This is a genomic window from Paenarthrobacter sp. DKR-5 (genome assembly GCF_018531425.1).
In the GTDB taxonomy this organism is placed as follows: domain Bacteria; phylum Actinomycetota; class Actinomycetes; order Actinomycetales; family Micrococcaceae; genus DKR-5.
Genome location: NZ_JAHBOI010000004.1, coordinates 52,464 through 73,300 on the forward strand (window position 1 = coordinate 52,464; position 20,837 = coordinate 73,300).

The window sequence follows — 20,837 nt, forward strand, 5'->3', positions numbered from 1 at the left end:
GGCAGCCTCTAGTTAACCCAATCAGCGCTGCGCGCCAAAAATTCCGAAGCAGGCTGAGGGATTTGCGGTCAGTGCCCTGCTGCGGGGGTGCAGGTGGTGCGCATGCGGACGACGACGGCGCCGTCGGCCTCCTCCGGCTCAAGGGCGACCGTGACCGCGGAGACCTCGCCGAGGGAGCCCAGATGCGTGCCGCCGCAGGGGATCCTGACCGTGCCCTCGGGCAGTTCGCAGGTCCAGTAGCGCCGGTCCGTGAGCAGGTCCCCGTCCCGCTCGATCCGTACCGCGGCACCGGCAGCGGTCCAAGCGGCGAGGGTGGCGTTGATGCCGTCCTGCACGGCCGCGAGGTCCTCCAGCAGCGCGTCGGGGGCAAAGCCTTTGCGGCGCAGCGACTTGCCCAGCCGGTACACGTCCAGCGAGCCGTTCTCCAGGATGGTGGAACTCTCGATGGCGAGGGCGTCGAAATCCGGGTTGCCGGCGGCGTCGGCGGCCACCTCCTTCTTCCACGCCCCGGCCAGCTGCCGGTTCAGGGCCAGCGAGGCCAGGTGACAGCCGGTATGGCCGGCGGAAAGCGAGTGCCGGTAGGCGGCGTCGACCTCCACGAGCACGCTGTCCCCCTCGGCCACCGGCGAGCCCGCAGCCACCAGGTGCGCCGCCACGAAGGCCCAGCCGTCCGTGCCCTTGCGCACCGGAATGTCCGCGCCGAGGAACAGCTCGCTGCCGTCCGTGGCGCCGACCACGCAGTCCAGGACCAGAAGCTCAGCACCGTTGACCCGCAGCACCGCACGGTCCGCGCCCTGGTCCGGCCAGCCGGCGTCGACCGGGTGGCACGCGGTGGCATCGAGCAGCACGGCCAGCCTGCCGTCGGGCAGTTCCTGGATGTGCTGCACGGTGCCCTCGGAGCTGAGGGCACCCGCGGCGTAGCTGACGAGGGTATCGGTGGAAGGAAGCGTCACGACTCCACCCTACCGAAGCGCCCGCCCCTGCCGAGGGTCGGAAAACCGGGTCAGAGCCAGTCCTTGCGCTTGAAAATGACGTACATGATCAGGCTCAGCAGCAGCATCAGGCCCAGCGCCATCGGGTAGCCGAAGGCGAAGTGCAGCTCGGGCATCACGTCGAAGTTCATTCCGTAGACGGACGCGACGAAGGTGGGAGCGAAGAAAATCGCGGCCCACGCGGAAATGCGCTTGACCTGCTCGTTCTGCAGCAGCGTGGTCTCGTTCTGCCGGGCGGTGGTGAGGGTGGAGTCGACCAGGAGCGCGTTCTGCAGCAGCTCCCGGAAGGCGTCGGCCTTGGAGATGATGCGGATGACGTGGTCCTCGACGTTGCGCAGGTAGCGCTGGAGCTCGATGTCCACGTGGTACTTCTCGAACCCGCGGTAGAGGCTCTCGATCATCTCGGTCAGCGGGTGCACCGCGCGCTGGAACTCGATCACTTCGCGGGAGAGTTCGTAGATGCGCCGGGAGACTTCGTGTTCGCCGCTGAAGAGCTGGTCCTCGATTTCGTCGATGTCGTTCTCCAGGCCGGCGACGACGGGCCCGTAGTCGTCCACCACCCGGTCCAGGATGGAGTACAGCACCGCTTCCGGGCCGAGCCGGAGCATCTCCGGATGCGACTCCAGATGGGCGCGCACGCCGCTGACCGAGGGGGATTCGGCGTGCCGGACGGTGACCACGAAGTCCGGGCCGGTGAAGACGTGGAGTTCGCCGAACTCCACAACCTCTTCCTGGTCCATGTAGCGCGCCGGACGCAGCACGGTGAAAAGGTTCTCGCCGTAGCGCTCCATCTTCGGCCGCTGGTGCGCCGAGATCGCATCCTCGACGGCAAGCTCGTGGAGGCCGAACTCCGCCGCCACGGACGCCATCTCCTGCGGCGACGGCCGGTACAGGCCGATCCAGGCCATGCCTCCCCGGGAGGCAAGGGTCTCGTAGGTCTGTTCCAGGTTCGCGGGGTCCACGGTGCGGATCCCGTCGACGTACACGGCGTTGTTGATGATCGTCACGGTCCATTATCGGCACACGGAGGCCGCATAAAGTGGGACCATGACCGCTGACTCCGCTGCCCCGAGGACCCTCGCCTATGTCGCCTGCGCCGGCGACAACGTCGTCGGCACGTTCGAATTCGACCGTGCCGAGGGGACACTGCGCAGGGCAGGGGAGCCGGCACCGGCGCCCAAGGTCAGGGCGCTCGCCGCTGCCCCGGACGGCACCCGGCTGTACGCGGCGCTCTCCTTCACGCCCGGCCGGACCGCTGCCTACGACGTCGGCCCCGACGGCTCGCTCAGCCCCGCCGGGGAGGGGGAGGTGCCGGCGCCGCAGTGCTACGTCAGCATCGATGCGACCGGCCGGCACGTCTTCGGGGCCTCGTACCACGGTCACCAGATCACCCGGTCCACGCTCGACGCCGACGGGCATCTCCCCCGCCCCCAGCAGCATGACGGCCCCCAGAAGCCAGACCCGCAGCAGCAGGTGCTCGAACCGGGTCTGCGGGCGCATGCCGTGCTGCCCAGCCCGGACAACGCCTTCGTCTACGCGACAGCGCTGGGCTCGGACCGGATCGCTGTTTACGCCCTGGACGAGGCCGCCGGCACGCTCAGCCCGGTCTCCGCAACGGACAGTGCACCGGGCAGCGGCCCGCGGCACCTGCGCTTTTCCGCGGACGGGGACCGCCTGTACGTGCTGCACGAAATGTCCGGTGAAGTGGCGGTCTACGGGCGGGACAGCCGGTCCGGGGCGCTTGCCGAGCTCCAGCGGATCAGCACCGTCCCGGCGTCGCTCGGGCTGGTCCACGGCCGGATGCGCGAACCCGGGGTTCCGGACCCCGGTCCGGACGCGATCTGGTGCGCGGACCTGCGGCTCAGCCGGGACGGCCGCTACCTCTACACCAGCGAGCGGTCTTCCAGCACCATCTCCATCCTCGCCGTCGACGGGCAGGACGGGACGCTGCGCCTGCTTGGCACCGTGCCGACCGAGCAGCAGCCGCGCGGGATCGCCGTCGACCCTTCGGGCCGCTACCTGCTGGCTGCCGGCGAAATCTCCGGCGCGGTGACGGTGCACCGGATCGGCGACGACGGCGGCCTGACGGCGGTCTCGCGCACTGAGGTGGGCGCCGGACCGCTGTGGATCGAGTTCCTCCAGCTCGCGCGGTCCTGATCCCGCAGTTGTGAACCCGGCCGCCTGATCCCGCGCGCCTCAGGCGGGGGCGGTTCCGGCCTGCGCCAGCCGGCTGATGAGCGGTTCGGTGCGGTACGGGATGTGTTCGTGCAGGGCCAGCACCGTCTCGGTGCGGATCACGCCCTTGATCCGCAGGATCGACCGCAGCCCCGACTGCAGGTTGTGCGTGTCGGTGGCCGCAAGGCGGCACCAGACGTCTCCCCGGCCGGAAATCTCGTACACCTCAAGGCACTGCGGCAGCGTGCGCAGGCCCGCGATCACGCCGTCGAGCTCACGGTGGCTCACCTCGATCGTGACGAAGGCGAGCACGTCATAGCCCAGCGCCTCAAGGTCGACCTCCCGGCCGCCCTCGCGCAGGATGCCCGAGCGCAGCAGCCGGCGGATCCGTGCCTGCGCCGTGTTGCGGGCGACCCCGAGCGCCTCGCCGAGTTCGCCAATCTGGATGCGCGGGTCGCGCACAAGTTCCAGTAGCAGCCGCAGGTCCAGGGCATCCAGTTTGCTCAAAGCCACCACTTCCCGTCGCCGGCATCCCTCAAAATTGGTCAGAATGATCATTCCTGAGCCGATGATACGTCCACGGGTTCAATCCTGTCGCACGATGAAGGGGAAATAGCTCAGTCTGCGCCGGTAACACGGACGAACGGAGGACCCCGGATGACAGTCATCAGCGAACTGCGGATGCGGCCGGTTGTGCTGCCCCGCCGGGGCTGGGATGCCTCGGTCACCGCCCGGCTCGTCCTCGCCGGCGTCGTGCTCTCGGTCCTGCTGGTCGGCGCGAACCTGGCCACCCCGGTGTACGCGCTGCTGCAGGCCCGGCTGGGAATGACGTCCCTGGGCGTCACCGTCGCGTTCTCCAGCTATGTGCTCAGCCTGGTCGCGTGCCTGATGCTGGCCGGCCACTGGTCGGACCATATCGGCCGGCGGGCCGCCCTCGTGGTGGCGGTGCTGATCGGGCTCGGCGGCGGCCTCCTGTTCGCCAACGCCCAAAGCCTGCTGATGCTCTCCGCCGGCCGGGCTCTCCAGGGCGCGGCAGTGGCGCTGGCCACCGGAGCGAGTTCGGCCGCCCTGCGCGAGCTGATGCCGCTGCGCCCGGAATGGGCCTCCCGCTTCACCCTGCTGGCCTCCGCCGGGGGAGTCGCCGCCGGCCCTGTCATCGGCGGCCTGCTCTCGCTGCTGCCGGATCCCACCCGCCTGCCGTTCCTGGCGCACACCGCGGCGCTGTCCCTGCTGTTGGTGCCGCTGCTGCTGCTCAAGGCCCGTCCCGCCATCAAGCCCGCCGACGCCGGCCGCGCTTTCGCCACGCTCCGGCCGCGCCGGCCGTCCATCTCCCGCACCGCACGGTCCTCGTTCTGGATGGCGGCGTTGGTGGGCTTCGTCAGCTTCGCCGTCTTCGGCTTCACGCTCTCGCTCGCCCCGACGTATTTCGCGGGCATCGTGCACACCGATTCCCGCGCGGTGGCGGGCCTGCTCGCGGCGCTGACCCTGGGAGCCTCGGCGTCCAGCCAGCTGCTCGCGCTGCGCGGCCGCTACCTGGTGCCGGCCGGCCTGGCGGTGCTCGCGGCCAGCCTGCTGCTGATCCCGGTGGCCGGCGCGGCGTCGAGCCCGTGGCTGCTTGTGGCCGCAAGCCTTGCCGCCGGATTCGGCCAGGGCGCGGCGTTCCGCGTGGTCTTCAACGAGATTGCCGGCCGGGTCGAGGCGGACCGGCATGCCCAGGTCATCAGCACCGTATACGTCATCACCTACCTCGGCTCCGCCGTGCCGGTGATCGGCATGGGCGCTGCCGCGACCGCCGTCGGGCTGCCCACGGCCGTGCTGGGCTTTGCCGTGTTCATGGCGGCGGCTTGCCTGTCGCTCGCCGCCGCGGCGCTGCGCCTGGCCCTGCGCCCCGAGGGCGCCTGACCCGGTCTCAGCCCCGGTTGCGGTCCCGGTCTCAGCCCACGTGCGGGAGCGGCCCGGCGTTGCCGGGGATGTGGTTGAACACCAGGGTGGTCTCGGTATGCCCCACGACAGGTTCGGTGGCGAGGTGATCCAGTACCCAGTCGCGCAGCTCCTCCGTGCCGGCCACAGCAATGTGCAGCAGATAGTCCTCCGAGCCTGAGACGTGGAAGGTGGAGAGCACCTCCGGCAGCGCCGGGACCTTGGCGGTGAAAGCATCGATCTGCACCCGGTCGTGGGCCCGCAGCCGCACAGCAATGAGCGCCTGCACCGAGCGTCCGACGGCGGCGAGGTTCACCTTCGCGGAGAAGCCCTCGATCACCCCGCGCTCGACGAGCGAGCGGGTGCGCATCAGCACCGTCGAGGGGGCGAGCCCAAGCCGGTCCGCGAGGTCGCGGTTGGTGATCCGCGCGTCCTCAACGAGTACCTTGAGGATCCGCTCGTCGACGTCGTCGAGCACCTGCGTCCGTCCGCCGTTGCTGCCCTGGCTGCCCGCTGCGCCCATTCCGACCGTCCTCTTCCGGGCCGTCCTTCGTGGCCCGGACCCAGCCTAGCGCGGCAGCACGGCCCGCGCGGTCAGGGCCGCGAGCACCGTCAGCCCGAGCACGGACAAGGCCAGCGCGGTCCACCCGAAGGCCTGGAAGGCGAACCCGGCGGCCCAGCCAAGCAGGCTCGACCCGGAGTAGTACGCGAGATTGTAGAGCGAGGCAGCCTGGGCCTTCCCGGTGTCCGCGGCGGCGCCGGTCCACCCGGAGGCGATGCTGTGCGCGGCGAAGAACCCGGCGGTGAGGACCACCAGTCCGGCCAGCACCAGCGGCAGCGGGCCGGCGAGGGTGATGAGCAGCCCCGCTGCCATGGTGGCGTGGCCGCCCAGGAGGACAGCCCGCCGTCCGAACCGTGCGGTCAGCTGCGCTGCGCGGCGGGAAGAAACAGTCCCGGCCAGGTAGGCGATGAACATCAGGCTCACCAAGGAGGTGGGCAGCAGGTACGGGCGCGCCTCAAGCCGGAAGCCAAGGTAGTTGTAGACCGCCACGAAGCCGCCCATCAGCAGGAAAGCCTGGCCGTAGAGGGCCAGCAGCACCGGCCGCCGCAGCTGCAGGCCCAGGAGGGCGAAGGCGGCCCGCGGGCGCAGCGCCGACGGCGTGAACCGCAGCTGGCGGGGCGTCAGGAGCAGGAAGCCGGCCGCGGCAGCGGCAGCACACAGCGACACCGCGAGGGTTCCGGCCCGCCAGCCGGCCAGCTGCGCGACCGGGCCGGCGATCAGCCGGCCGGAGAGCCCGCCGATGGTCGTGCCGGCCACATAGGTGCCGGCCGCGAGCACAGCGTGCGAGCGGTGCACTTCCTCGTTCAGGTAAGCCACGGCCAGGGCCGGGATGCCGCCCAGTGCGGCGCCTTCCAGGCCGCGCAGCACCAGCAGCGTGCCGAAGTCCGGCGCGAGCGGCACCAGCAGCCCCAGCACGGTGGCGGCAATGACGGCGGTGGCCATGGCGCGCACGCGCCCCATCCTGTCGGCGGCGAAGGACCAGGGCAGAACCGCCGCGGCCAGCCCCAGCGTCGCCACCGAAATGCTCAACGCGGCCTGCGCGGCGGTCACGGACAGATCCCGGGCGACCAAGGGGAGAATGCCCTGGGGCGAGTAGAGCTGGGCAAATGTCGCGACGCCGGCCAGCGCCAGGGCGCCCAGGATGCGCCGGTAGGCGGGGCTGCCTTTGGTATGCCCCTCCCAGAGGGCCTGCCCGGTGATGGTCATGAAAACAGCGTAGGAACAGTCGTTCTCATGCGTCCAATGCATATCCGCGCGTGCCGTATAGCATTTCAGCATGAATAGCGAGGAAGCGCGCCCGTCCGGCCCCTTGCACCGCGATGTCGCGCGGCTGCTGCCCTACCTGCCGGTGCTCGACGCCGTGGGCCAGACCCGGCATGTCACCGCCGCAGCGGAGCTCCTCGGCCTGCCTCAGCCCACGGTCAGCCGGGCCCTCGCCCGGGCCTCCGCCGTCGTCGGCACCGAACTGGTGCGCAAGCAGGGACGTGGAATCAGCCTGACGCCCGCGGCGGAGGCGCTGCTGCCGGCGGTGCGCACCGCCCTGGCCCAGCTGCAGCTGGGTGTGGACGCGCTGCACTCCCGCCGGGAGGAGGCCCGGGGCCTGGTCCGGGTGGCCTTCCAGAACACCTTCGGCGAGGCCACGGTGCCGCTGCTCGTGCGCCGCTTCAGCGAGCAGCATCCTGCGGTGCGGTTCCAGCTCCGGCAGGGCAGCCGCAGCAGCTGCCTGGACGCCTTGGGCGAGGACAAGGCTGATGTGGCGATTGTGTCCCCGGTGCCGCCGGCTGGACGCGACCAGGGCAGCGAGGTGCTGTACCGGGAGCCGGTGCGGCTGGTGGTGCCGCGCGGGCACCGGTTGGCCCGCGGCTCGGCGGTGGACCTCGCGGAGGTCCGGGGCGAACCGTTTGTCATGCTCGAGCGGGGGTTCGGCATGCGGGGGATCACGGACGCGCTCTGCCGCCAGGCAGGGTTCAAGCCGGCCGTGGCCTTCGAGGGGCAGGACTCGCACACGCTGCGCGGCCTGGTGGCGGCAGGCCTGGGGGTCGCGGTGCTGCCGCCGTCGCGCTCCGAGCACCCGAACATTTCCGCACCGGGCCTCGGGTTCGCCGAGCTCCGGCTCCGCGACGAGGGGGCCTTCCGCGAAATCGGCCTGGTCTGGCGCACCGCCCTGGGCGAGCCGCCCCAGGTGGCGCTCTTCCGCGGGCTGGTGCTGGGCGAGGGACGCAGGATGCTGCGGACGATGTTCCAGGAGCCGGGACCGCACCCCGCGCAGCAGCCGCTGGCGCAGCAGCGGCCGGACTAGAGCGCGCCGAGGAACCCCTGCACCACCTCGGCCGCGGGGAGGTCCCGCGAGTGGCGCCAGCCGGTGCCGGCCCAGAGATTCAGACCGTCCGCATCGCCCTGGGCGGCGGCCGCTGCCCTGATCGGCGCGGTGAGGTGGTGGACCATCGGATAGGCGGCCGGCGCATGCGCGGAATGTTCCCGGACAAACCTGTTCACCAGGGCACGGGCCGGTTTGCCGGTGAAGGCACGCGTCAGGACCGTTTCGGTGTAGCCCGCATCTGCGAGGGCGTCCTTGTGCAGTTGCCGGGCACCGCTTTCCGGTGTCCGGAGGAAGGCCGTGCCCAGCTGGGCGGCGACCGCCCCGGCGTCCAGCACCCGTCGCAGGCCCGCGCCGTCGCCGATCCCTCCGGCGGCGACCAGCGGCAGGGCGACGGCGTGCCGCACGGCCGCAACCAGGGCGGCAGAATCCGCCGCGGACTCCGCCGGCGCCGGGAGGAACGCCGCGGTGTGCGAACCGGCCGAGGAATGCTGGACCACGAGCGCGTCCACGCCCACGTCCGCCGCCGCCAGCGCTTCGGCCACCGACGTCACGCTCGCGAGGACAATGGACCCGGCTTTGCGCAGGGCCGCGACCACACCGGCGGGCGGCAGGCCGAAGGTGAAACTCACTACCGGCACTGGATCCTCCAGGAGCAGGGCTGTCTTCTGGTCCCAGCCGTCGTCGTCGGCGCCACGCAACGGCGGCAGTTCCACGCCGTAGCGCCGCGCCTCGGGCTCAAGTTCCGCGCGGTACGCGTTCAAGGCATTCACGTCCGGCTCAGCCGCGGAGGGCACGAAAAGGTTCACGCCGAAGGCAGCATCCAGCGGGCGCACTGCCCGGATTTCCTCCGCCAGCGCCGTGGCGGTCTTGTAGCCGCCGGCGAGGAATCCAAAGCCCCCGGCGCCGGCGACGGCGGTAACGAGCGCAGGCCCCGACGGCCCTCCGGCCATGGGGGCGGCGATGACGGCTGATTCGAACACTGTGACCTCCGGTACAAAGGAGCGGGAACCTCTCAGTAGTCTATGGGGGTGGATATTTCAGCCGACCTGCCGCCCGTCCCCGCTTCCGATGCTTCCGGAGCCTTCATCGGACTGGACATCGGCGGCAGCAAGACGCGCGGCATCAAGGTCGTGGACGGCCAGGTCGTCGCCGACCACCGGGTCGGCAGCGCCAACGTGCAGAACACCACCCGCGAGGACGCGGCATGCCAGCTTGCGGATCTTTTCGCCGTACTCGGCGCCGACGGCGTCAGCCGGGTCATCGCCGGCTCGGGCGGGATCGACACGGAAGAGGACAAGCGCGCGCTGGCCGGGCTGATCTCCCCGCATGTCCCCGGCGCCCGGATCAGCATCGTGCACGACTCCTGGCTGATCCTTGCCGCCGGCCGGGCCCGCACCGGCATCGCCGTGATCGCCGGAACGGGTTCCGCAGCCTGGGGCATCAACGCCGACGGCGTCCAGGCCCGGGCGGGCGGCTGGGGCTACCTGCTCGGAGACGAGGGCAGCGGCTACTGGTTCGGCCGGGAAGCCGTCCGGTACAGCCTGCGCCGGATGAACCAGGGCCAGGAACCGGACGCCCTGAGCCGGGCCGTGCTCGAGCGCTGCGGGCTGCAGGACCCCAATGACCTGATCCGGCTGTTCCACGGGGACAAGGGCAGGCACTACTGGGCGTCCCTCGGCTCCGTGGTCTTCGACGCCGCCGCGGCCGGCCACCAAGCCGCCGCGGCCATGATCGAACAGGGCGGCACAGACCTGGCGGCGCTCGCCGCCGAGGTGGCCGGACAGCTGGGCCTGACCGGTCCGGTGATCATCGGCGGCGGCGTGGGCGAGAATCAACCGGCGCTCCAGGACGCCTTCCGGCGGCACCTGGCCGCGGCCGGCTGCACGGACGTGCGTGTGCTGGACGCCGATCCGGTGTTCGGCACGCTTTTCCTCGCCGAGGACCCGGCCTTCGCCTAACGACGGAGACCCGGCCCGGCACGGACCGGCCCGGCACCGGCTATTCGTAGCGCAGCGCGTCGATCGGGTTCTGCCGCGCCGCCCGCCATGCCGGCAGGGTCCCGGCGAGGAAGGCGATCGCCATGACCAGCAGGATCACCGCGGCGACGGACAACGGCGCGAAGGCGAGGATCTGCAGGCCCGCGAGGTCGCTGAGCGGGCCGCGGGCCAGGGCGCCGCTGACGGCGGTTCCCAGGCCGATCGCGGCGGCGGAGCCGATGGCGCTGCCCAGGAAGCCGATGAACGCAGCCTCGGTGCTGAACAGGGCGAAGACGGAGCCGCTGCCCATGCCCATGGCCTTCATCAGGCCGATCTCCCGGGTGCGTTCCTGCACGGACATCAGCAGCGTGTTCACGATGCCGAAGCCTGCAGCGATCAGGGCGATCACGGCGAACGCGTCGAGCACACCGATGATCCCGTTGATGACGGTCCGGACGGTGCCGATCCTGTCATCGAGGGTCTGAGCCGTGTAGCCGGCCGCCGCGAGCTTGGACTTCATGTCCTGGACCTGGCGAGAGGACGACGGCGCGAACGTCGCGGTGGCGGCCGTCCAGGTTGTCTTCGCCGCGGCCGGCGCCCCGGTGTCCTGGGCGTCGGCGAGGGCGGTGGACAAGGCCTTGTTGATGAACGCGCCGCCGGCGCTGAGCAGGGCGCTCTGCTGGACTCCGGCGATCCGGGCCGTGACCGTGTGCGCCTTGCCGGTGGCGTCGGTGATGCCGATGACGGTGTCCTGGCCAACTGCCTGGGCTTCCCCGGCGAAGCCCAGGGGAGCGACGTAGCTGGAGGGCAGGATGAGCTGCGGCTGGCTGCCGGCCTCGTCGAGTCCGGACCCGGCGTCGAGCTGCGGGGTGGCGCCGGCCAGCGGGCTGACCGAGAGCTGGTACTTGTCGTGGCCGGCCCACTGGATGTAGTCCGGGCTGAGCCTGGTCACGGGGCTGACCCCCGTGATGCCGCTGATCCTGCCGATGGCGTCAAGATCGGACTGGGCGAGCACGAGGGCGGTGCTGCCCGGCCGGCCGCCAGCCGCGACCCGCCTGCTGGCCGGGTCGTACTTCTGCGGGCCGGACCCCGGTGTCCCGCTGGTGTCGGTCTTGGTCACTGTGAAGGCGTTGCTGGAGCCGACCGCGGCGATCTGGGTGTCGATGTAGTTCGAGATGCCGGTTCCCAGGCCGTTGGTGATGGTGAGGGTGAATGCGCCGACGAAGATCGCCAGGATGGTCAGCGAGGTGCGCAGCTTGCTGCGGAAGCTGTTCGTGACGGCTGTCTTCAGGATGTCCATGGGCTTCATGCCGCGTGCTCCTCGTCGGTGGGGATCAGCACGCCGTCGCGGATGAACAGGCGCCGGGCGAAGCGGGCGGCCAGGTCGTGGTCGTGGGTGACGGTGATCAGGGTGATGCCGTGGTCCCGGTTCAGTCCGAAGAGGATGTCCTCGACGATGCGCCCGGTGGCGGTGTCCAGATTGCCGGTCGGTTCGTCGGCGAAAAGCACCTGCGGATTGTTCACCAGCGCCCGGGCGATCACCACGCGCTGCTTTTGGCCGCCCGAGAGGTTCGCCCCTTTGTTCTTGGCTTTGTCCGCCAGCTCGAGCTGTTCCAGCACAGCCATGCCGCGGGCACGCCGCTCCTTTGCGCCGACCCCCGCGATCTTGAGCGGGAGCACCACGTTCTCCAGGACGCTGGAGGACGGGTTCAGGAAGAACTGCTGGAACACGAACCCGAACATGGAATTCCGCAGTGCGTTCAGCCGGCGTCCGGCCAGGCTCCGCGCCTCGGTGCCGTCGACGTCGATCGTTCCGCCGTCGGGGGTGTCCAGCAGCGCGAGCAGGTGCATCAGGGTCGATTTGCCGGAACCGCTCTTGCCGACGATGGCGACGGAATCGCCTCGGTCGATGGTCAGGGAGACGCCTTTGAGGGCATCAAAGCGGTCGGGGCCGCGGCCGTACGACTTGGTCAGGTCGCGGGCGGCCAGGATCGGCACGGGCATCGGGAATCCAATCTCGGAGGGATCCGGCGGGGGAGTGTTCACGGCCAAACCTAGTACCGGTCGCTGGGGATGTGCTGGATGCGGCACCGGGCGCCGACGGCGTCAGGGCCGGGCGGGTGCGATCTGGATTTCGACATTTCCCAACCTGCGGAAGGGTTCCAGCTGGCTCTCCGTCGCCTCGTCGTCCGTGACCAGGGTCCAGGGCCGTTCCAGCGGCGTCCACCAGTGCGAGCTTTCGAGCCCAAGCTTCGTGTAGTCGGCCAGCACGAAGATCTCGCGCGCGTTCTCGACCATCTTGCGCTTCAGTGCCGCCTGCTCCGGTGTCCCCTCTGACAGGCCGCGGCCGGCGACTACACCGTCCGCGCCAAGGAAGGCGGCGTCAGCGGTAATGGCACTCATCGCTTGCTCGGCCAATGGACCCACCAAGCCCGAGCTGACGTGGCGCAGCGTGCCGCCCAGCACGACCAACTCCACGCCGTCGCTGTGCTCGAGCAGCCTCGTGGTGGTTAGCCCGTTCGTGATGACGGTGATCCCCTCGTAGTCGACCAGCCTGCTGGCGAGCGCCCCCGTCGTCGTGCCGGCGTCCAGGATGTTCACCGAGCCGGGGCGGACGAAGGACAAGGCAAGCGCACCGATAGCCGACTTTTGCGCCGTCGCGATTGATTCGCGTTCCTGAAGGCTGCGTTCACCGGTGGCCGCGGTGCGTGCCCCGCCGTAGGTCCGGATGATCCGGCCGGTTCCTGCCATGGTCTCGAGGTCGCGCCTGATGGTGGACAGGGAGACGGCGAAACGGCCCGCCAGCTCTTCGACGCTGACAGGCCGTTCCTGGAGGAGCTCCGCAATCTGGGCTCGTCGTTTCTTTGCGCTCACCTACCGATTCTCGCTGCGCGCGGGGGCCAGGTCCACTGCCTGGCGGAGGGCCTCCAGGAGCGATTCGTGGTCCGCGAGGTTTTTTCCGGCAATGTCGAAGGCCGTTCCGTGGTCAACCGAGGTGCGCACCACGGGCAGGCCGACGGTGATGTTGACCCCGTTTTCCAGGCCGAGGACCTTCACGGGTCCGTGGCCCTGGTCGTGGTACTGCGCCACCACAAGGTCAAAGTCGCCGCGTCCGGCAAGGAAGAAGAGCGTGTCAGCAGGCAGGGGTCCGATGGCGTCGATTCCTTCGCTTTGGGCCTTCGCTATCCCCGGCTGGATCTTCTCCTCTTCCTCCCCGTAGCCGAACAGGCCGCCCTCCCCGGCGTGCGGGTTGATCGCGCACACGGCGATGCGCGGATTCTCGATACCGGACGTGACCAGCAGCTCGTGCCCGCGCTTGATGGTGCGGTACACCAGGTCGCCGTCGATCTTGGCGATGGCGTCAATCAGCCCGATGTGCGTTGTCACGTGGATGACGCGCATTTTCGGTGCCGTGAGCATCATCGAGACCTCCTCGGTTCCCGTCAGGGCGGCGAGCAGTTCGGTGTGGCCCGGATACTTGTGGCCGGCCGCGTGGAGCGCCGCTTTGTTGAGCGGGCCCGTGCAGATGGCGTCCACTTCCTGGTTCATCGCCAACGCCACCGCTTTCTCAATGAACAGGTACGCTCCGTGGCCCGCCTGGGCGGAGAGCTCTCCCCAGGCGAGGTCCGGGGGAATGCAGTCGATGTCGAGGACGTCGATGCTGCCTTCCCTGAAGGTTGCCTCGGCCGGGCCGGCCACGCGGTTGATGCTGAGCGGGCTCGCTACGACGTCGAGCGCCAGCTGCATCCGGCGGAGATCGCCGATCACGAGGATCCTGGCCTTGGTGCGCAGTTCGGCATCGGCCATTGCCTTGGCAACGATCTCCGGTCCAATTCCTGCAGCATCACCCATGGTGATGGCGACGATGGGGCGTCCCATTAGCTGTTACTCGTTTCGTTGGTGTTCTTCTTGATGGTTTCTATCGTTCTCGCGAGCGTGCCGGTGTCGCCGAAGGACCCGGCTTTGGTAACCACGAGGGGCAGGTCGCCGGGAAGTTCGTTCAGCACGACCCCGGGCTCAATCTCGCCGAGCACCGTCATGTGCGTGACGCCCAAGGCATCCAGCACGGCCCGCGCGGTCTCACCCCCGGTGAGCACCAGCACGTCGCAGTCAGCCGCGACCGCAGCGGCTGCGGCTGCAAGTGCGCCGGCCACCAGCGGTGCTCGCGCCTTGTCCACCACCGCTGCGGGGTCAGGTGCCAGGACGACGTCCCAGGAGGCGATCGCTTCCGCCAGGTCCGCCTGGACCTGCGCGGCCTCGGGCGCCTCCGGGCGTAACACCACTTGGCGGCTCCCGGCGTCGACCAGGGCGCGCAGCTGCGTCCGTGCAAGCTCCGAGTAGCTTCCCACGACGGCCAGCACCCTTGAGGGCCGCGGGAAGCGCAGCGGCTGTGACGTCCGGGGAGACCGTTCGTTGAGGTGGTGCGCCAAGCCGCCGGAGCCTGCCAACAGCACGGGCGCCTGCACCAGCTCGGCCGCGCGGGCGATGAGTTCCAGCTCTTCGTCCGTTTCCACGTCCACCACGGCTGCGCGCACGCCTTTGCGCAGCAGCGTCTCCAGTTGCTGCGCAAAGGCCTCCGCGCCGCCGGCGACGTCGGCGCGCACGAGGACGGCTTCCAGGTCCGCTGCGGCGAGCGCCTGCAGGACGCTTCCTTCGAATCGGCCGGCCGAATGGGCAGTCCCGTGCACGTGGACCACGCCGTTCACGGTAGTGCGGCCGGTCGCAGGGAAGGCGGGGGCGACCACGGCCAGTCCCCGGCCTCCCGCGCTGAGTTCGGAGAGCACGGAGGCAATCTCGGCGCCCGGGTTTCCCCGCAACAGACTGTCGATCTTCTTGAACGTCCTGCGGTCGAGTTCCTGGGAGCGCCGAGCGGCATGGGCGACGGCGGCCGCCGCCTCTGAGACGGGTCGGTAGCGGGTCTCCGTGTTGACGGCCAGGACCTCCGCCTCAGGCCACCGGCCGCCAATGTCCAGAACGATCGCGCTGGGGCCCGCGGAGCCGGCAGCCGCGTCGGCGGCCCCGGTCAGGTCGTCGGCGATGATCGTCCAGGGACGGATACGGGGCTGGTTCACTTCGCCGCGACCGCCATCTTCCGCGACGGTGCTTTCGTCGCGGACAGGCGCTTGGCGTACCAGGCCACCATAAGCGGACATCCAATCGACGTCACGATGACCGCTGCCGACACGAGGACAGTGGCTGGGCCTGCGGCTTCCTGGTACGCCGGATTGGCGGCCGCCACGAGCATGGGCACCGTTGCGGCGTTTCCGGCCGTCGTTGCGGCGGCCAGTCCACCCAGGCCGGAGCCGCCCGTCACCTTGTCGGCGGCGAAGAGCACCGCACCGCCGACGAAGAGGACGAAAAGGCCCAGGGCGATGCCCAGCAGCCCGGCACTCACCACCTTCTGCAGGTTGAGGCCAAAGCCGAGCGCAAGGGCGAAGAACGGGATCAGTACCGGCGTTGCAGCGGTCAGGAACCTGCGCATGGCGGGATCGAGGCCGCCGAGCACGGCGCCGAGCACCAGCGGGATGATGGCCCCCACGAGTGCCTGCCAGGGAAACGCGGAGAGCCCGGCCACGCCAAGGGTCACCATCGTGAGGAACGGGCCGGATTCAAGAGTCATGACGGAGTAGGCTGCAACGTCCTTCGGTTTGCCGTATTGCCCCATCAGGGCCATGTACATGCCGCCGTTGGTGTCGTTGAGGGCAGCCACGATCGCGAGCACCGACAGTCCCGTCAGCAGGCCGCCGTTGATCGGCAGTTCGCCCATGAAGCGTCCGGCAATGACCCCGACGAGGACGGCGAAGAGAATCTTGCTTCCGAGCAGCACGCCGCCCTTCTTCAGGATGTAAGGCGTTGCCTTGATGTCGATGCTGGCACCCATGCAGACGTAGAAGACTGCCAGAATCGTCGTTCCTCCGGTGAAGAGCGCACCCGTAAAGGAGCCGAAGAACGTCGCCGTGGCCGGCGCGACGGTGGCGATCAATGCGCCGATGAGCAGCGGGACAAGCATCATGCCGCCGGGAACCTTTTCGATGCCGGCTTTGATCGGAATGGACATAGTCAACCTCATTGTTGGAGTCGGGATGTGCCGCCGCCTGCGGCGCGACAGCATGATGCTACGGAAACCGCGCGATTCGCGCAATCCTTTTGCACTAAACACGCGTGTTCTGAGCGTGCAGAACTGTGAGCGGCTCCCTTGCGCGGCTGAATTAAGGGTTGACGATGCCTACGGTCAGGTCCGTTTCCGCGGCGTCAGCCGGACCTGCGGCAGCGGGGGAGCCGGGATGCGCCCGGCCCTGTCGCCGGCGTCGGGCCCGTGTCCGGCCACCTCCCCGAACCGGGCGGCGCCGGCCTCCCACTCGCTGCGGGCCCTGTCGATCTCCTCGTGGCTGCGGCCGACGAAGTTCCACCACATCACCAGGTCCTCCCGGAAGGGCCGGCCGCCGAGCAGCATGAACCGGGCGCCGTCGTCGGTCGCGGCCCGCAGCGAGGACCGTCCCTCACCTAGATAGGCCAGCGGCCCGGGTTCGAGCAGCTGGCCGTCCACTGTGAGCGCGCCGTCGAGCACCAGCAGGCCATGCTCGAATTCCGGGTCCAGGGGCAGGTCGATGGCGCCGGGGCCGGCCGTGAGCTCGGCGCCCACGAGGTCGGAGTGCACGGTGGCCGGGGAGGCGGTGCCGTCGAAGGTGCCGATGATCACGGTTGCGGTGTAACCGTCCCCGGCAACCTGCGGCAGGTCTGTGTGCTGCTCGAACCGCGGCTCCTGGTGCCGTGCTTCCTCCGGCAGCGCGATCCAGAACTGCAGACCGCGGAGCAGCTCCGGTGCCGGGCCGTGTTCGGAGAACTCGGAGTGCGAAATTCCGTGCCCGGCGGTCATGATGTTCAGCTCGGCGGGCCGCACCAGCACGTTGCTGCCCAGGCTGTCGCGGTGCCTGATCGTTCCGGCGAGCGGCCAGGTGACGGTTTGCAGGCCCATGTGCGGGTGCGGCAGGACGCGCATCGAGACCTCGTCCGGACCGAAGTGGTCCAGGAAGCACCAGGCGCCGATGGTGGGCAGGCCCCGCTGGGGGAGCGTGCGTTCCACGGTCATCGCACGTACGCCGCCGAGCGGCACCTTCCGTGCCGGCCAGAGCTGCAGGCCTGCTTCGGCGGCGGGCCCGGCGGGACAGAGGTTTTCGACCGGGTTTGGTTCCAAATTGGTCACAACCCACTGTAGGCCCGGCTGGAGCGGCTGCGGCAGGTGATTTTGCGGCACGACGCCAAGTATGGTTACTAAATGGCCGAACCAATGATCGTGTTCAGGGGCGTCACGAAGCAGTATCAAAGCGGCCAGCCCGCGGTCGAGAACCTGAACATGGAGATCGACAAGGGTGCCATCACCGTCCTCGTCGGCCCCTCGGGGTGCGGCAAAACCACCACGCTGCGAATGATCAACCGCATGGTCGAACCGACGTCCGGCACCATCACGGTCGGCGGCCGGGACATCGCCTCCCAGCCGGCGGCGGCCCTGCGCCGCTCGATGGGATACGTCATGCAGTCCTCCGGGCTGCTGCCGCACCGGACCGTGCTGGACAACATCGCCACCGTCCCGCGGCTGAACGGCGTCCCCCGCCGGCAGGCGCGCCGCCGCGCCGAGGAACTGCTCGACGTCGTCGGCCTCGCCGCCAACCTCGGCCGTCGCTACCCAAGCCAGCTCTCCGGGGGCCAGCAGCAGCGCGTCGGCGTGGCGCGCGCGCTCGCCGCGGATCCGCCCGTGCTGCTCATGGACGAGCCGTTCTCGGCCGTGGATCCGGTAGTCCGGGACGAGCTGCAGAAGGAACTGCTGCGGCTGCAAAAGGACCTGGCCAAGACCATCGTCTTCGTCACCCACGACATTGACGAGGCCACGGTGCTCGGTGACAAGGTGGCCGTCTTCTCCGTCGGCGGCCGGCTGGCCCAGTACGCCGCGCCGGAAGAGATTCTGCGCGCACCGGTGGATGACTTCGTGGCGGAGTTCGTTGGCCGCGACAGAGGTTTCCGGCACCTTTCCTTCGCGGACGGCAGCGGCGTGCAGGTGCACGAGGTGCCCACGATCACGATGGACCAGCTGGGCGCGTCCGCTGACGGGCAGTGGCGGCTGGTGGTCGACGGCGAGCGCAGGCCGCTCGGCTGGGCCTCGCCCGCGCGCGGTGCGGAGCTCGTGCCGGGCGGCTCGCTGTACGGGGCGGGCCAGACCCTGCGGCGGGCGCTGGACGCGGCCTTGTCTTCGCCCGCTGGTCTCGGGGTCGCCGTGGACGAGGCCGGCCGTGTCACCGGCGTCGTCAGGGCCGACGAGGTGCTCGGCCGCATCGAGGCGGACCGCCTCGCCCGCGAGGGCGGCGCCTGATGAACTGGCTGCTGACGAACTTCGACTACGTGCTGGGCCTGAGCATCCAGCACCTCTACCTCGCCCTGCTGCCCCTGGTCTTCGGGCTGATCATTGCGATCCCGCTGGGCCAGCTGGCCCGCCAGCAGCGCGCGGTCCGCGGCGTCATCCTCACAGCGAGCTCGCTGCTCTACACGATCCCCTCACTGGCGCTGTTCATCATCCTGCCGGTGGTTCTGGGGACCCGCATCCTGGACCCCGTGAATGTGGTGGTGGCCCTGACGCTGTACGCGGTGGCGCTGCTGGTCCGCTCCACCATCGACGCCTTCGACTCCGTGGACGGCGACACGCGCCAGGCCGCCGTGGCGATGGGCTACAAGCCGTTGGCCCGGTTCCTCACCGTGGACCTGCCCCTGTCCCTGCCGGTCCTGATCGCCGGCCTGCGCGTGGTGTCGGTGAGCAACATTTCCCTGGTCAGCGTCGCGGCGCTGCTCGGCGTGGGCAACCTCGGCATCCTCTTCACCGACGGCCTGCAGCGGAACTTCGTCACTGAGATCATCGTGGGCATCGGCGCGATCCTGTTCCTGGCCGTCGTCATGGACACCCTGTTGGTGCTGCTGGAACGGGTGCTGACGCCGTGGACGCGGGCGGGAGCGCCCCGAGCGGGCATCCCGGCGGGAGGTGCCGCATGAGCGACTCCAGCGGCAACATCCTCGTCCAGACGGCGGCATGGTTCACTGACCCGGAGCACTGGTCCGGTTCCGAAGGCATCCCGGCCCGGCTGGGGGAGCACCTGCTGTACACCGGGCTCACGGTGCTGATCGCCGCGGCCATAGCGGTCCCCGTCGGGCTCTACGTCGGCCACACCGGACGGGGGCGGGTGCTCGCCGTCGCCGTCGCGGGTGCCCTGCGCGCCATCCCGACGCTGGGCCTGCTCACGCTCTTCGTGCTGCTGGCCGGGATCGGCCTGATGCCGCCCATCTGGGCGCTCGTGATCCTGACGGTCCCGCCCCTGCTGGCCGGCACCTACTCCGGCATCGCCGCCGTGGACCGGAATGTCGTGGACGCAGCCCGGAGCATGGGCATGAACGAGCTGCAGGTGCTGTTCAAGGTCGAGGCACCAAATGCGCTGCCCGTGTTCTTCGGCGGGTTCCGGACCGCCGTGCTTCAGGTGATCGCGACGGTCACCGTCGTGGCGTTCACCAATCTGGGCGGCTTCGGCCGGTACCTGCTGGACGGACTGGACCTGCAGGACTTCCCGCGCATGCTCGGCGGTGCGGTGCTGGTAGCCGCGCTCGCACTGCTCATGGATGGAATACTGGCTTTCATCCAGAAGATGTTGGTTTCACCAGGACTGCGAAGCGGACGCCGCCCGGCGGACGCCGCAATTGTAGAAAGCGGACCGCTCCCGGCGGGCGCCCAAGGAGGCACGGAATGAAACACACAACTCTGACAACCACCCGGCGGGGATTCGCCGGCCTGGCCGCCGGCGTCGGCCTCGCCCTGGTGCTCAGCGCCTGCGGGAGCAACTCCAACCCGCTGAGCAACGCGCCGGCCAGCAGCGGCTCCGGCGGCGGGGCAAGCGGCACGCTGACCATCGGCTCGGCGGACTTCACCGAAAGCCAGATCATCGCGGAGCTGTACGCGGGAGCGTTGAACGCCGCCGGCGTCAAGGCTGTGACCAAGCCGAACATCGGCTCCCGCGAGGTCTACTACAAGGCCGTCCAGGACGGCTCGATCGACGTCGTCCCGGACTACAGCGGCAACCTGCTGCTGTACATCGACAAGAACGCCACCCAGGTCTCCGCCGACGACATCGTCAAGGCGCTGCCGGGGAAGCTCCCGTCCGACCTCGCCGTCCTCGATGCCTCCAAGGCCGAGGACAAGGACGCGATGGTGGTCACCAAGGCCACCGCGCAGAAGTACAACCTGAAGTCCATCGCGGACATGGCCAAGGTCTGCGGCGAACTCACCATCGGCGCTCCGGCCACCTTCGCCGAGCGGGCCTACGGGCTGCCGGGCCTGAAGAAGAACTACGACTGCGTGCCCAAGAAGCTGGAGCCGTTCAAGGACGGCGGCGGCCCGGTGACCCTGCAGGCGCTGCTCTCGGACAACGTGCAGGTGGCGGACATCTACACCACCACGCCGTCGATCGCGGACAACGACCTGGTGGTGCTCGATGACCCGAAGAACAACTTCATCGCCCAGCAGGTGCTGCCGCTGGTGAAGAAGGACAAGATCGACGACAAGGCCAAGGAAGCCCTGAACAAGGTCTCCCAGGCCCTGACCACCGATGACCTGATCAATCTCAACCGCGCCGTGAGCGGCAGCCAGAAGCAGGACCCGAAGGCCGCGGCCGCCGCCTGGCTGAAGGACAAGGGCATCGTCAAGTAAGGCATTCCCTGCAGCACCAGAAGGGTCCCCGGCAGCCGTCAGCTGCCGGGGACCCTTCGCTGTGGGTGGCCGCGGCGTACTGGGCGCGGCCCGCTCTGCGCGGCCATGGCGTAACAGTCCAGTTTTTAGCGATTGGTATTGCGGGCACGGCAGC

At 69.7% G+C, this 20,837-nt stretch carries 21 protein-coding genes; 8 read left to right on the forward strand and 13 right to left on the reverse strand.

From position 1 onward, the window contains the following. Positions 1-68: 68 nt before the first annotated feature. Together KIH31_RS09495 and corA are read right to left on the reverse strand one after the other, a co-directional pair. Entirely contained in the window at positions 69-953 is an 885-nt protein-coding gene (locus KIH31_RS09495; protein ID WP_214426892.1) for a metal-dependent hydrolase, read from the reverse strand. Between the two features lie 50 nt (positions 954-1,003). Further along, positions 1,004-1,999 (reverse strand): magnesium/cobalt transporter CorA, encoded by a 996-nt coding sequence (gene corA, locus KIH31_RS09500; protein ID WP_214426893.1) that lies wholly within the window; start codon positions 1,997-1,999, stop codon positions 1,004-1,006. A gap of 40 nt (positions 2,000-2,039) precedes the next feature. Here corA and KIH31_RS09505 point away from each other — a divergent pair, with 40 nt between their 5' ends. Next, positions 2,040-3,149 (forward strand): lactonase family protein, encoded by a 1,110-nt coding sequence (locus KIH31_RS09505; protein WP_214426894.1) that lies wholly within the window; start codon positions 2,040-2,042, stop codon positions 3,147-3,149. Positions 3,150-3,188: 39 nt separating this feature from the next. Here KIH31_RS09505 and KIH31_RS09510 read toward each other — a convergent pair whose 3' ends face one another. Further along, complete coding sequence (locus tag KIH31_RS09510; protein ID WP_214426895.1) at positions 3,189-3,725, reverse strand: Lrp/AsnC family transcriptional regulator; 537 nt, start codon at positions 3,723-3,725, stop codon at positions 3,189-3,191. 99 nt (positions 3,726-3,824) lie between these two features. On the opposite strand from KIH31_RS09510, the gene KIH31_RS09515 reads away from it, so the two are divergent. Further along, positions 3,825-5,069, forward strand: coding sequence for an MFS transporter (locus KIH31_RS09515; protein WP_214426896.1), 1,245 nt, complete (start codon positions 3,825-3,827; stop codon positions 5,067-5,069). A gap of 31 nt (positions 5,070-5,100) precedes the next feature. On the opposite strand, the gene KIH31_RS09520 is transcribed toward KIH31_RS09515, so the two are convergent. Then, a complete protein-coding gene (locus tag KIH31_RS09520; protein WP_214426897.1) occupies positions 5,101-5,610 on the reverse strand; it encodes an Lrp/AsnC family transcriptional regulator in 510 nt (169 codons plus the stop codon). A 45-nt stretch (positions 5,611-5,655) separates the two neighbouring features. Continuing rightward, entirely contained in the window at positions 5,656-6,855 is a 1,200-nt protein-coding gene (locus KIH31_RS09525) for an MFS transporter (RefSeq protein WP_214426898.1), read from the reverse strand. A gap of 70 nt (positions 6,856-6,925) precedes the next feature. Here KIH31_RS09525 and KIH31_RS09530 point away from each other — a divergent pair, with 70 nt between their 5' ends. Further along, positions 6,926-7,948: a LysR family transcriptional regulator gene (locus KIH31_RS09530; RefSeq protein WP_214426899.1), complete on the forward strand. Its 1,023-nt coding sequence runs from the start codon at positions 6,926-6,928 to the stop codon at positions 7,946-7,948. Here the strand turns inward: KIH31_RS09530 and KIH31_RS09535 are convergent. Continuing rightward, positions 7,945-8,949, reverse strand: a complete 1,005-nt coding sequence (locus KIH31_RS09535) for a nitronate monooxygenase (RefSeq protein WP_307857604.1) — start codon at positions 8,947-8,949, stop codon at positions 7,945-7,947. The two genes, KIH31_RS09530 and KIH31_RS09535, sit on opposite strands and share 4 nt — an antisense overlap. Before the next feature lie 48 nt (positions 8,950-8,997). On the opposite strand from KIH31_RS09535, the gene KIH31_RS09540 reads away from it, so the two are divergent. After that, the gene (locus KIH31_RS09540) at positions 8,998-9,927 is read left to right on the forward strand and encodes a BadF/BadG/BcrA/BcrD ATPase family protein (RefSeq protein ID WP_307857605.1); all 930 of its coding nucleotides are present in this window, start codon (positions 8,998-9,000) and stop codon (positions 9,925-9,927) included. Between the two features lie 40 nt (positions 9,928-9,967). On the opposite strand, the gene KIH31_RS09545 is transcribed toward KIH31_RS09540, so the two are convergent. The 7 genes from KIH31_RS09545 to KIH31_RS09575 form a co-directional block, all read right to left on the reverse strand. Further along, on the reverse strand, positions 9,968-11,254 hold the full coding sequence (locus tag KIH31_RS09545; RefSeq protein WP_214426901.1) for an ABC transporter permease: 1,287 nt from the start codon (positions 11,252-11,254) through the stop codon (positions 9,968-9,970). Continuing rightward, entirely contained in the window at positions 11,251-11,997 is a 747-nt protein-coding gene (locus KIH31_RS09550) for an ABC transporter ATP-binding protein (protein ID WP_374224866.1), read from the reverse strand. Before KIH31_RS09550 ends, KIH31_RS09545 begins: the two co-directional genes overlap by 4 nt. Positions 11,998-12,051: 54 nt before the next feature. After that, the gene (locus KIH31_RS09555; RefSeq protein WP_214426902.1) at positions 12,052-12,819 is read right to left on the reverse strand and encodes a DeoR/GlpR family DNA-binding transcription regulator; all 768 of its coding nucleotides are present in this window, start codon (positions 12,817-12,819) and stop codon (positions 12,052-12,054) included. After that, positions 12,820-13,824, reverse strand: a complete 1,005-nt coding sequence (pdxA, locus tag KIH31_RS09560) for a 4-hydroxythreonine-4-phosphate dehydrogenase PdxA (RefSeq protein WP_214426903.1) — start codon at positions 13,822-13,824, stop codon at positions 12,820-12,822. It abuts the gene before it with no gap. Next, positions 13,824-15,017, reverse strand: a complete 1,194-nt coding sequence (locus KIH31_RS09565; protein ID WP_214426904.1) for a four-carbon acid sugar kinase family protein — start codon at positions 15,015-15,017, stop codon at positions 13,824-13,826. The genes pdxA and KIH31_RS09565 overlap by 1 nt, the downstream gene beginning before the upstream one ends. Beyond that, positions 15,014-16,003 (reverse strand): 2-keto-3-deoxygluconate permease, encoded by a 990-nt coding sequence (locus KIH31_RS09570; RefSeq protein WP_214426905.1) that lies wholly within the window; start codon positions 16,001-16,003, stop codon positions 15,014-15,016. Before KIH31_RS09570 ends, KIH31_RS09565 begins: the two co-directional genes overlap by 4 nt. Positions 16,004-16,177: 174 nt before the next feature. Continuing rightward, positions 16,178-17,149, reverse strand: a complete 972-nt coding sequence (locus KIH31_RS09575; RefSeq protein ID WP_214426906.1) for a pirin family protein — start codon at positions 17,147-17,149, stop codon at positions 16,178-16,180. Positions 17,150-17,221: 72 nt separating this feature from the next. On the opposite strand from KIH31_RS09575, the gene KIH31_RS09580 reads away from it, so the two are divergent. Genes KIH31_RS09580 through KIH31_RS09595 form a run of 4 tightly spaced genes read left to right on the forward strand, consistent with a single transcriptional unit; the run spans position 17,222 to position 20,683 of the window. Then, positions 17,222-18,310 (forward strand): ABC transporter ATP-binding protein, encoded by a 1,089-nt coding sequence (locus tag KIH31_RS09580; protein ID WP_284675997.1) that lies wholly within the window; start codon positions 17,222-17,224, stop codon positions 18,308-18,310. Further along, positions 18,310-18,981, forward strand: coding sequence for an ABC transporter permease (locus tag KIH31_RS09585; RefSeq protein ID WP_214426907.1), 672 nt, complete (start codon positions 18,310-18,312; stop codon positions 18,979-18,981). Before KIH31_RS09580 ends, KIH31_RS09585 begins: the two co-directional genes overlap by 1 nt. After that, on the forward strand, positions 18,978-19,727 hold the full coding sequence (locus KIH31_RS09590) for an ABC transporter permease (protein ID WP_214426908.1): 750 nt from the start codon (positions 18,978-18,980) through the stop codon (positions 19,725-19,727). Before KIH31_RS09585 ends, KIH31_RS09590 begins: the two co-directional genes overlap by 4 nt. After that, complete coding sequence (locus KIH31_RS09595; RefSeq protein ID WP_214426909.1) at positions 19,724-20,683, forward strand: ABC transporter substrate-binding protein; 960 nt, start codon at positions 19,724-19,726, stop codon at positions 20,681-20,683. The genes KIH31_RS09590 and KIH31_RS09595 overlap by 4 nt, the downstream gene beginning before the upstream one ends. Positions 20,684-20,837: the final 154 nt, after the last annotated feature.

What these genes read in the sequence shown, in the direction of transcription:
- KIH31_RS09520 (WP_214426897.1), bottom strand. Translation starts at nt 5,610, where the DNA reads ATGGGCGCAGCGGGCAGCCAGGGCAGCAACGGCGGACGGACGCAGGTG.
- KIH31_RS09545 (WP_214426901.1), bottom strand. Translation starts at nt 11,254, where the DNA reads ATGAAGCCCATGGACATCCTGAAGACAGCCGTCACGAACAGCTTCCGC.
- KIH31_RS09580 (WP_284675997.1), top strand. Translation starts at nt 17,222, where the DNA reads ATGGCCGAACCAATGATCGTGTTCAGGGGCGTCACGAAGCAGTATCAA.
- KIH31_RS09505 (WP_214426894.1), top strand. Translation starts at nt 2,040, where the DNA reads ATGACCGCTGACTCCGCTGCCCCGAGGACCCTCGCCTATGTCGCCTGC.
- KIH31_RS09585 (WP_214426907.1), top strand. Translation starts at nt 18,310, where the DNA reads ATGAACTGGCTGCTGACGAACTTCGACTACGTGCTGGGCCTGAGCATC.
- KIH31_RS09595 (WP_214426909.1), top strand. Translation starts at nt 19,724, where the DNA reads ATGAAACACACAACTCTGACAACCACCCGGCGGGGATTCGCCGGCCTG.
- KIH31_RS09530 (WP_214426899.1), top strand. Translation starts at nt 6,926, where the DNA reads ATGAATAGCGAGGAAGCGCGCCCGTCCGGCCCCTTGCACCGCGATGTC.
- KIH31_RS09510 (WP_214426895.1), bottom strand. Translation starts at nt 3,725, where the DNA reads ATGATCATTCTGACCAATTTTGAGGGATGCCGGCGACGGGAAGTGGTG.
- pdxA (WP_214426903.1), bottom strand. Translation starts at nt 13,824, where the DNA reads ATGGGACGCCCCATCGTCGCCATCACCATGGGTGATGCTGCAGGAATT.
- KIH31_RS09515 (WP_214426896.1), top strand. Translation starts at nt 3,825, where the DNA reads ATGACAGTCATCAGCGAACTGCGGATGCGGCCGGTTGTGCTGCCCCGC.
- KIH31_RS09570 (WP_214426905.1), bottom strand. Translation starts at nt 16,003, where the DNA reads ATGTCCATTCCGATCAAAGCCGGCATCGAAAAGGTTCCCGGCGGCATG.
- KIH31_RS09525 (WP_214426898.1), bottom strand. Translation starts at nt 6,855, where the DNA reads ATGACCATCACCGGGCAGGCCCTCTGGGAGGGGCATACCAAAGGCAGC.
- KIH31_RS09590 (WP_214426908.1), top strand. Translation starts at nt 18,978, where the DNA reads ATGAGCGACTCCAGCGGCAACATCCTCGTCCAGACGGCGGCATGGTTC.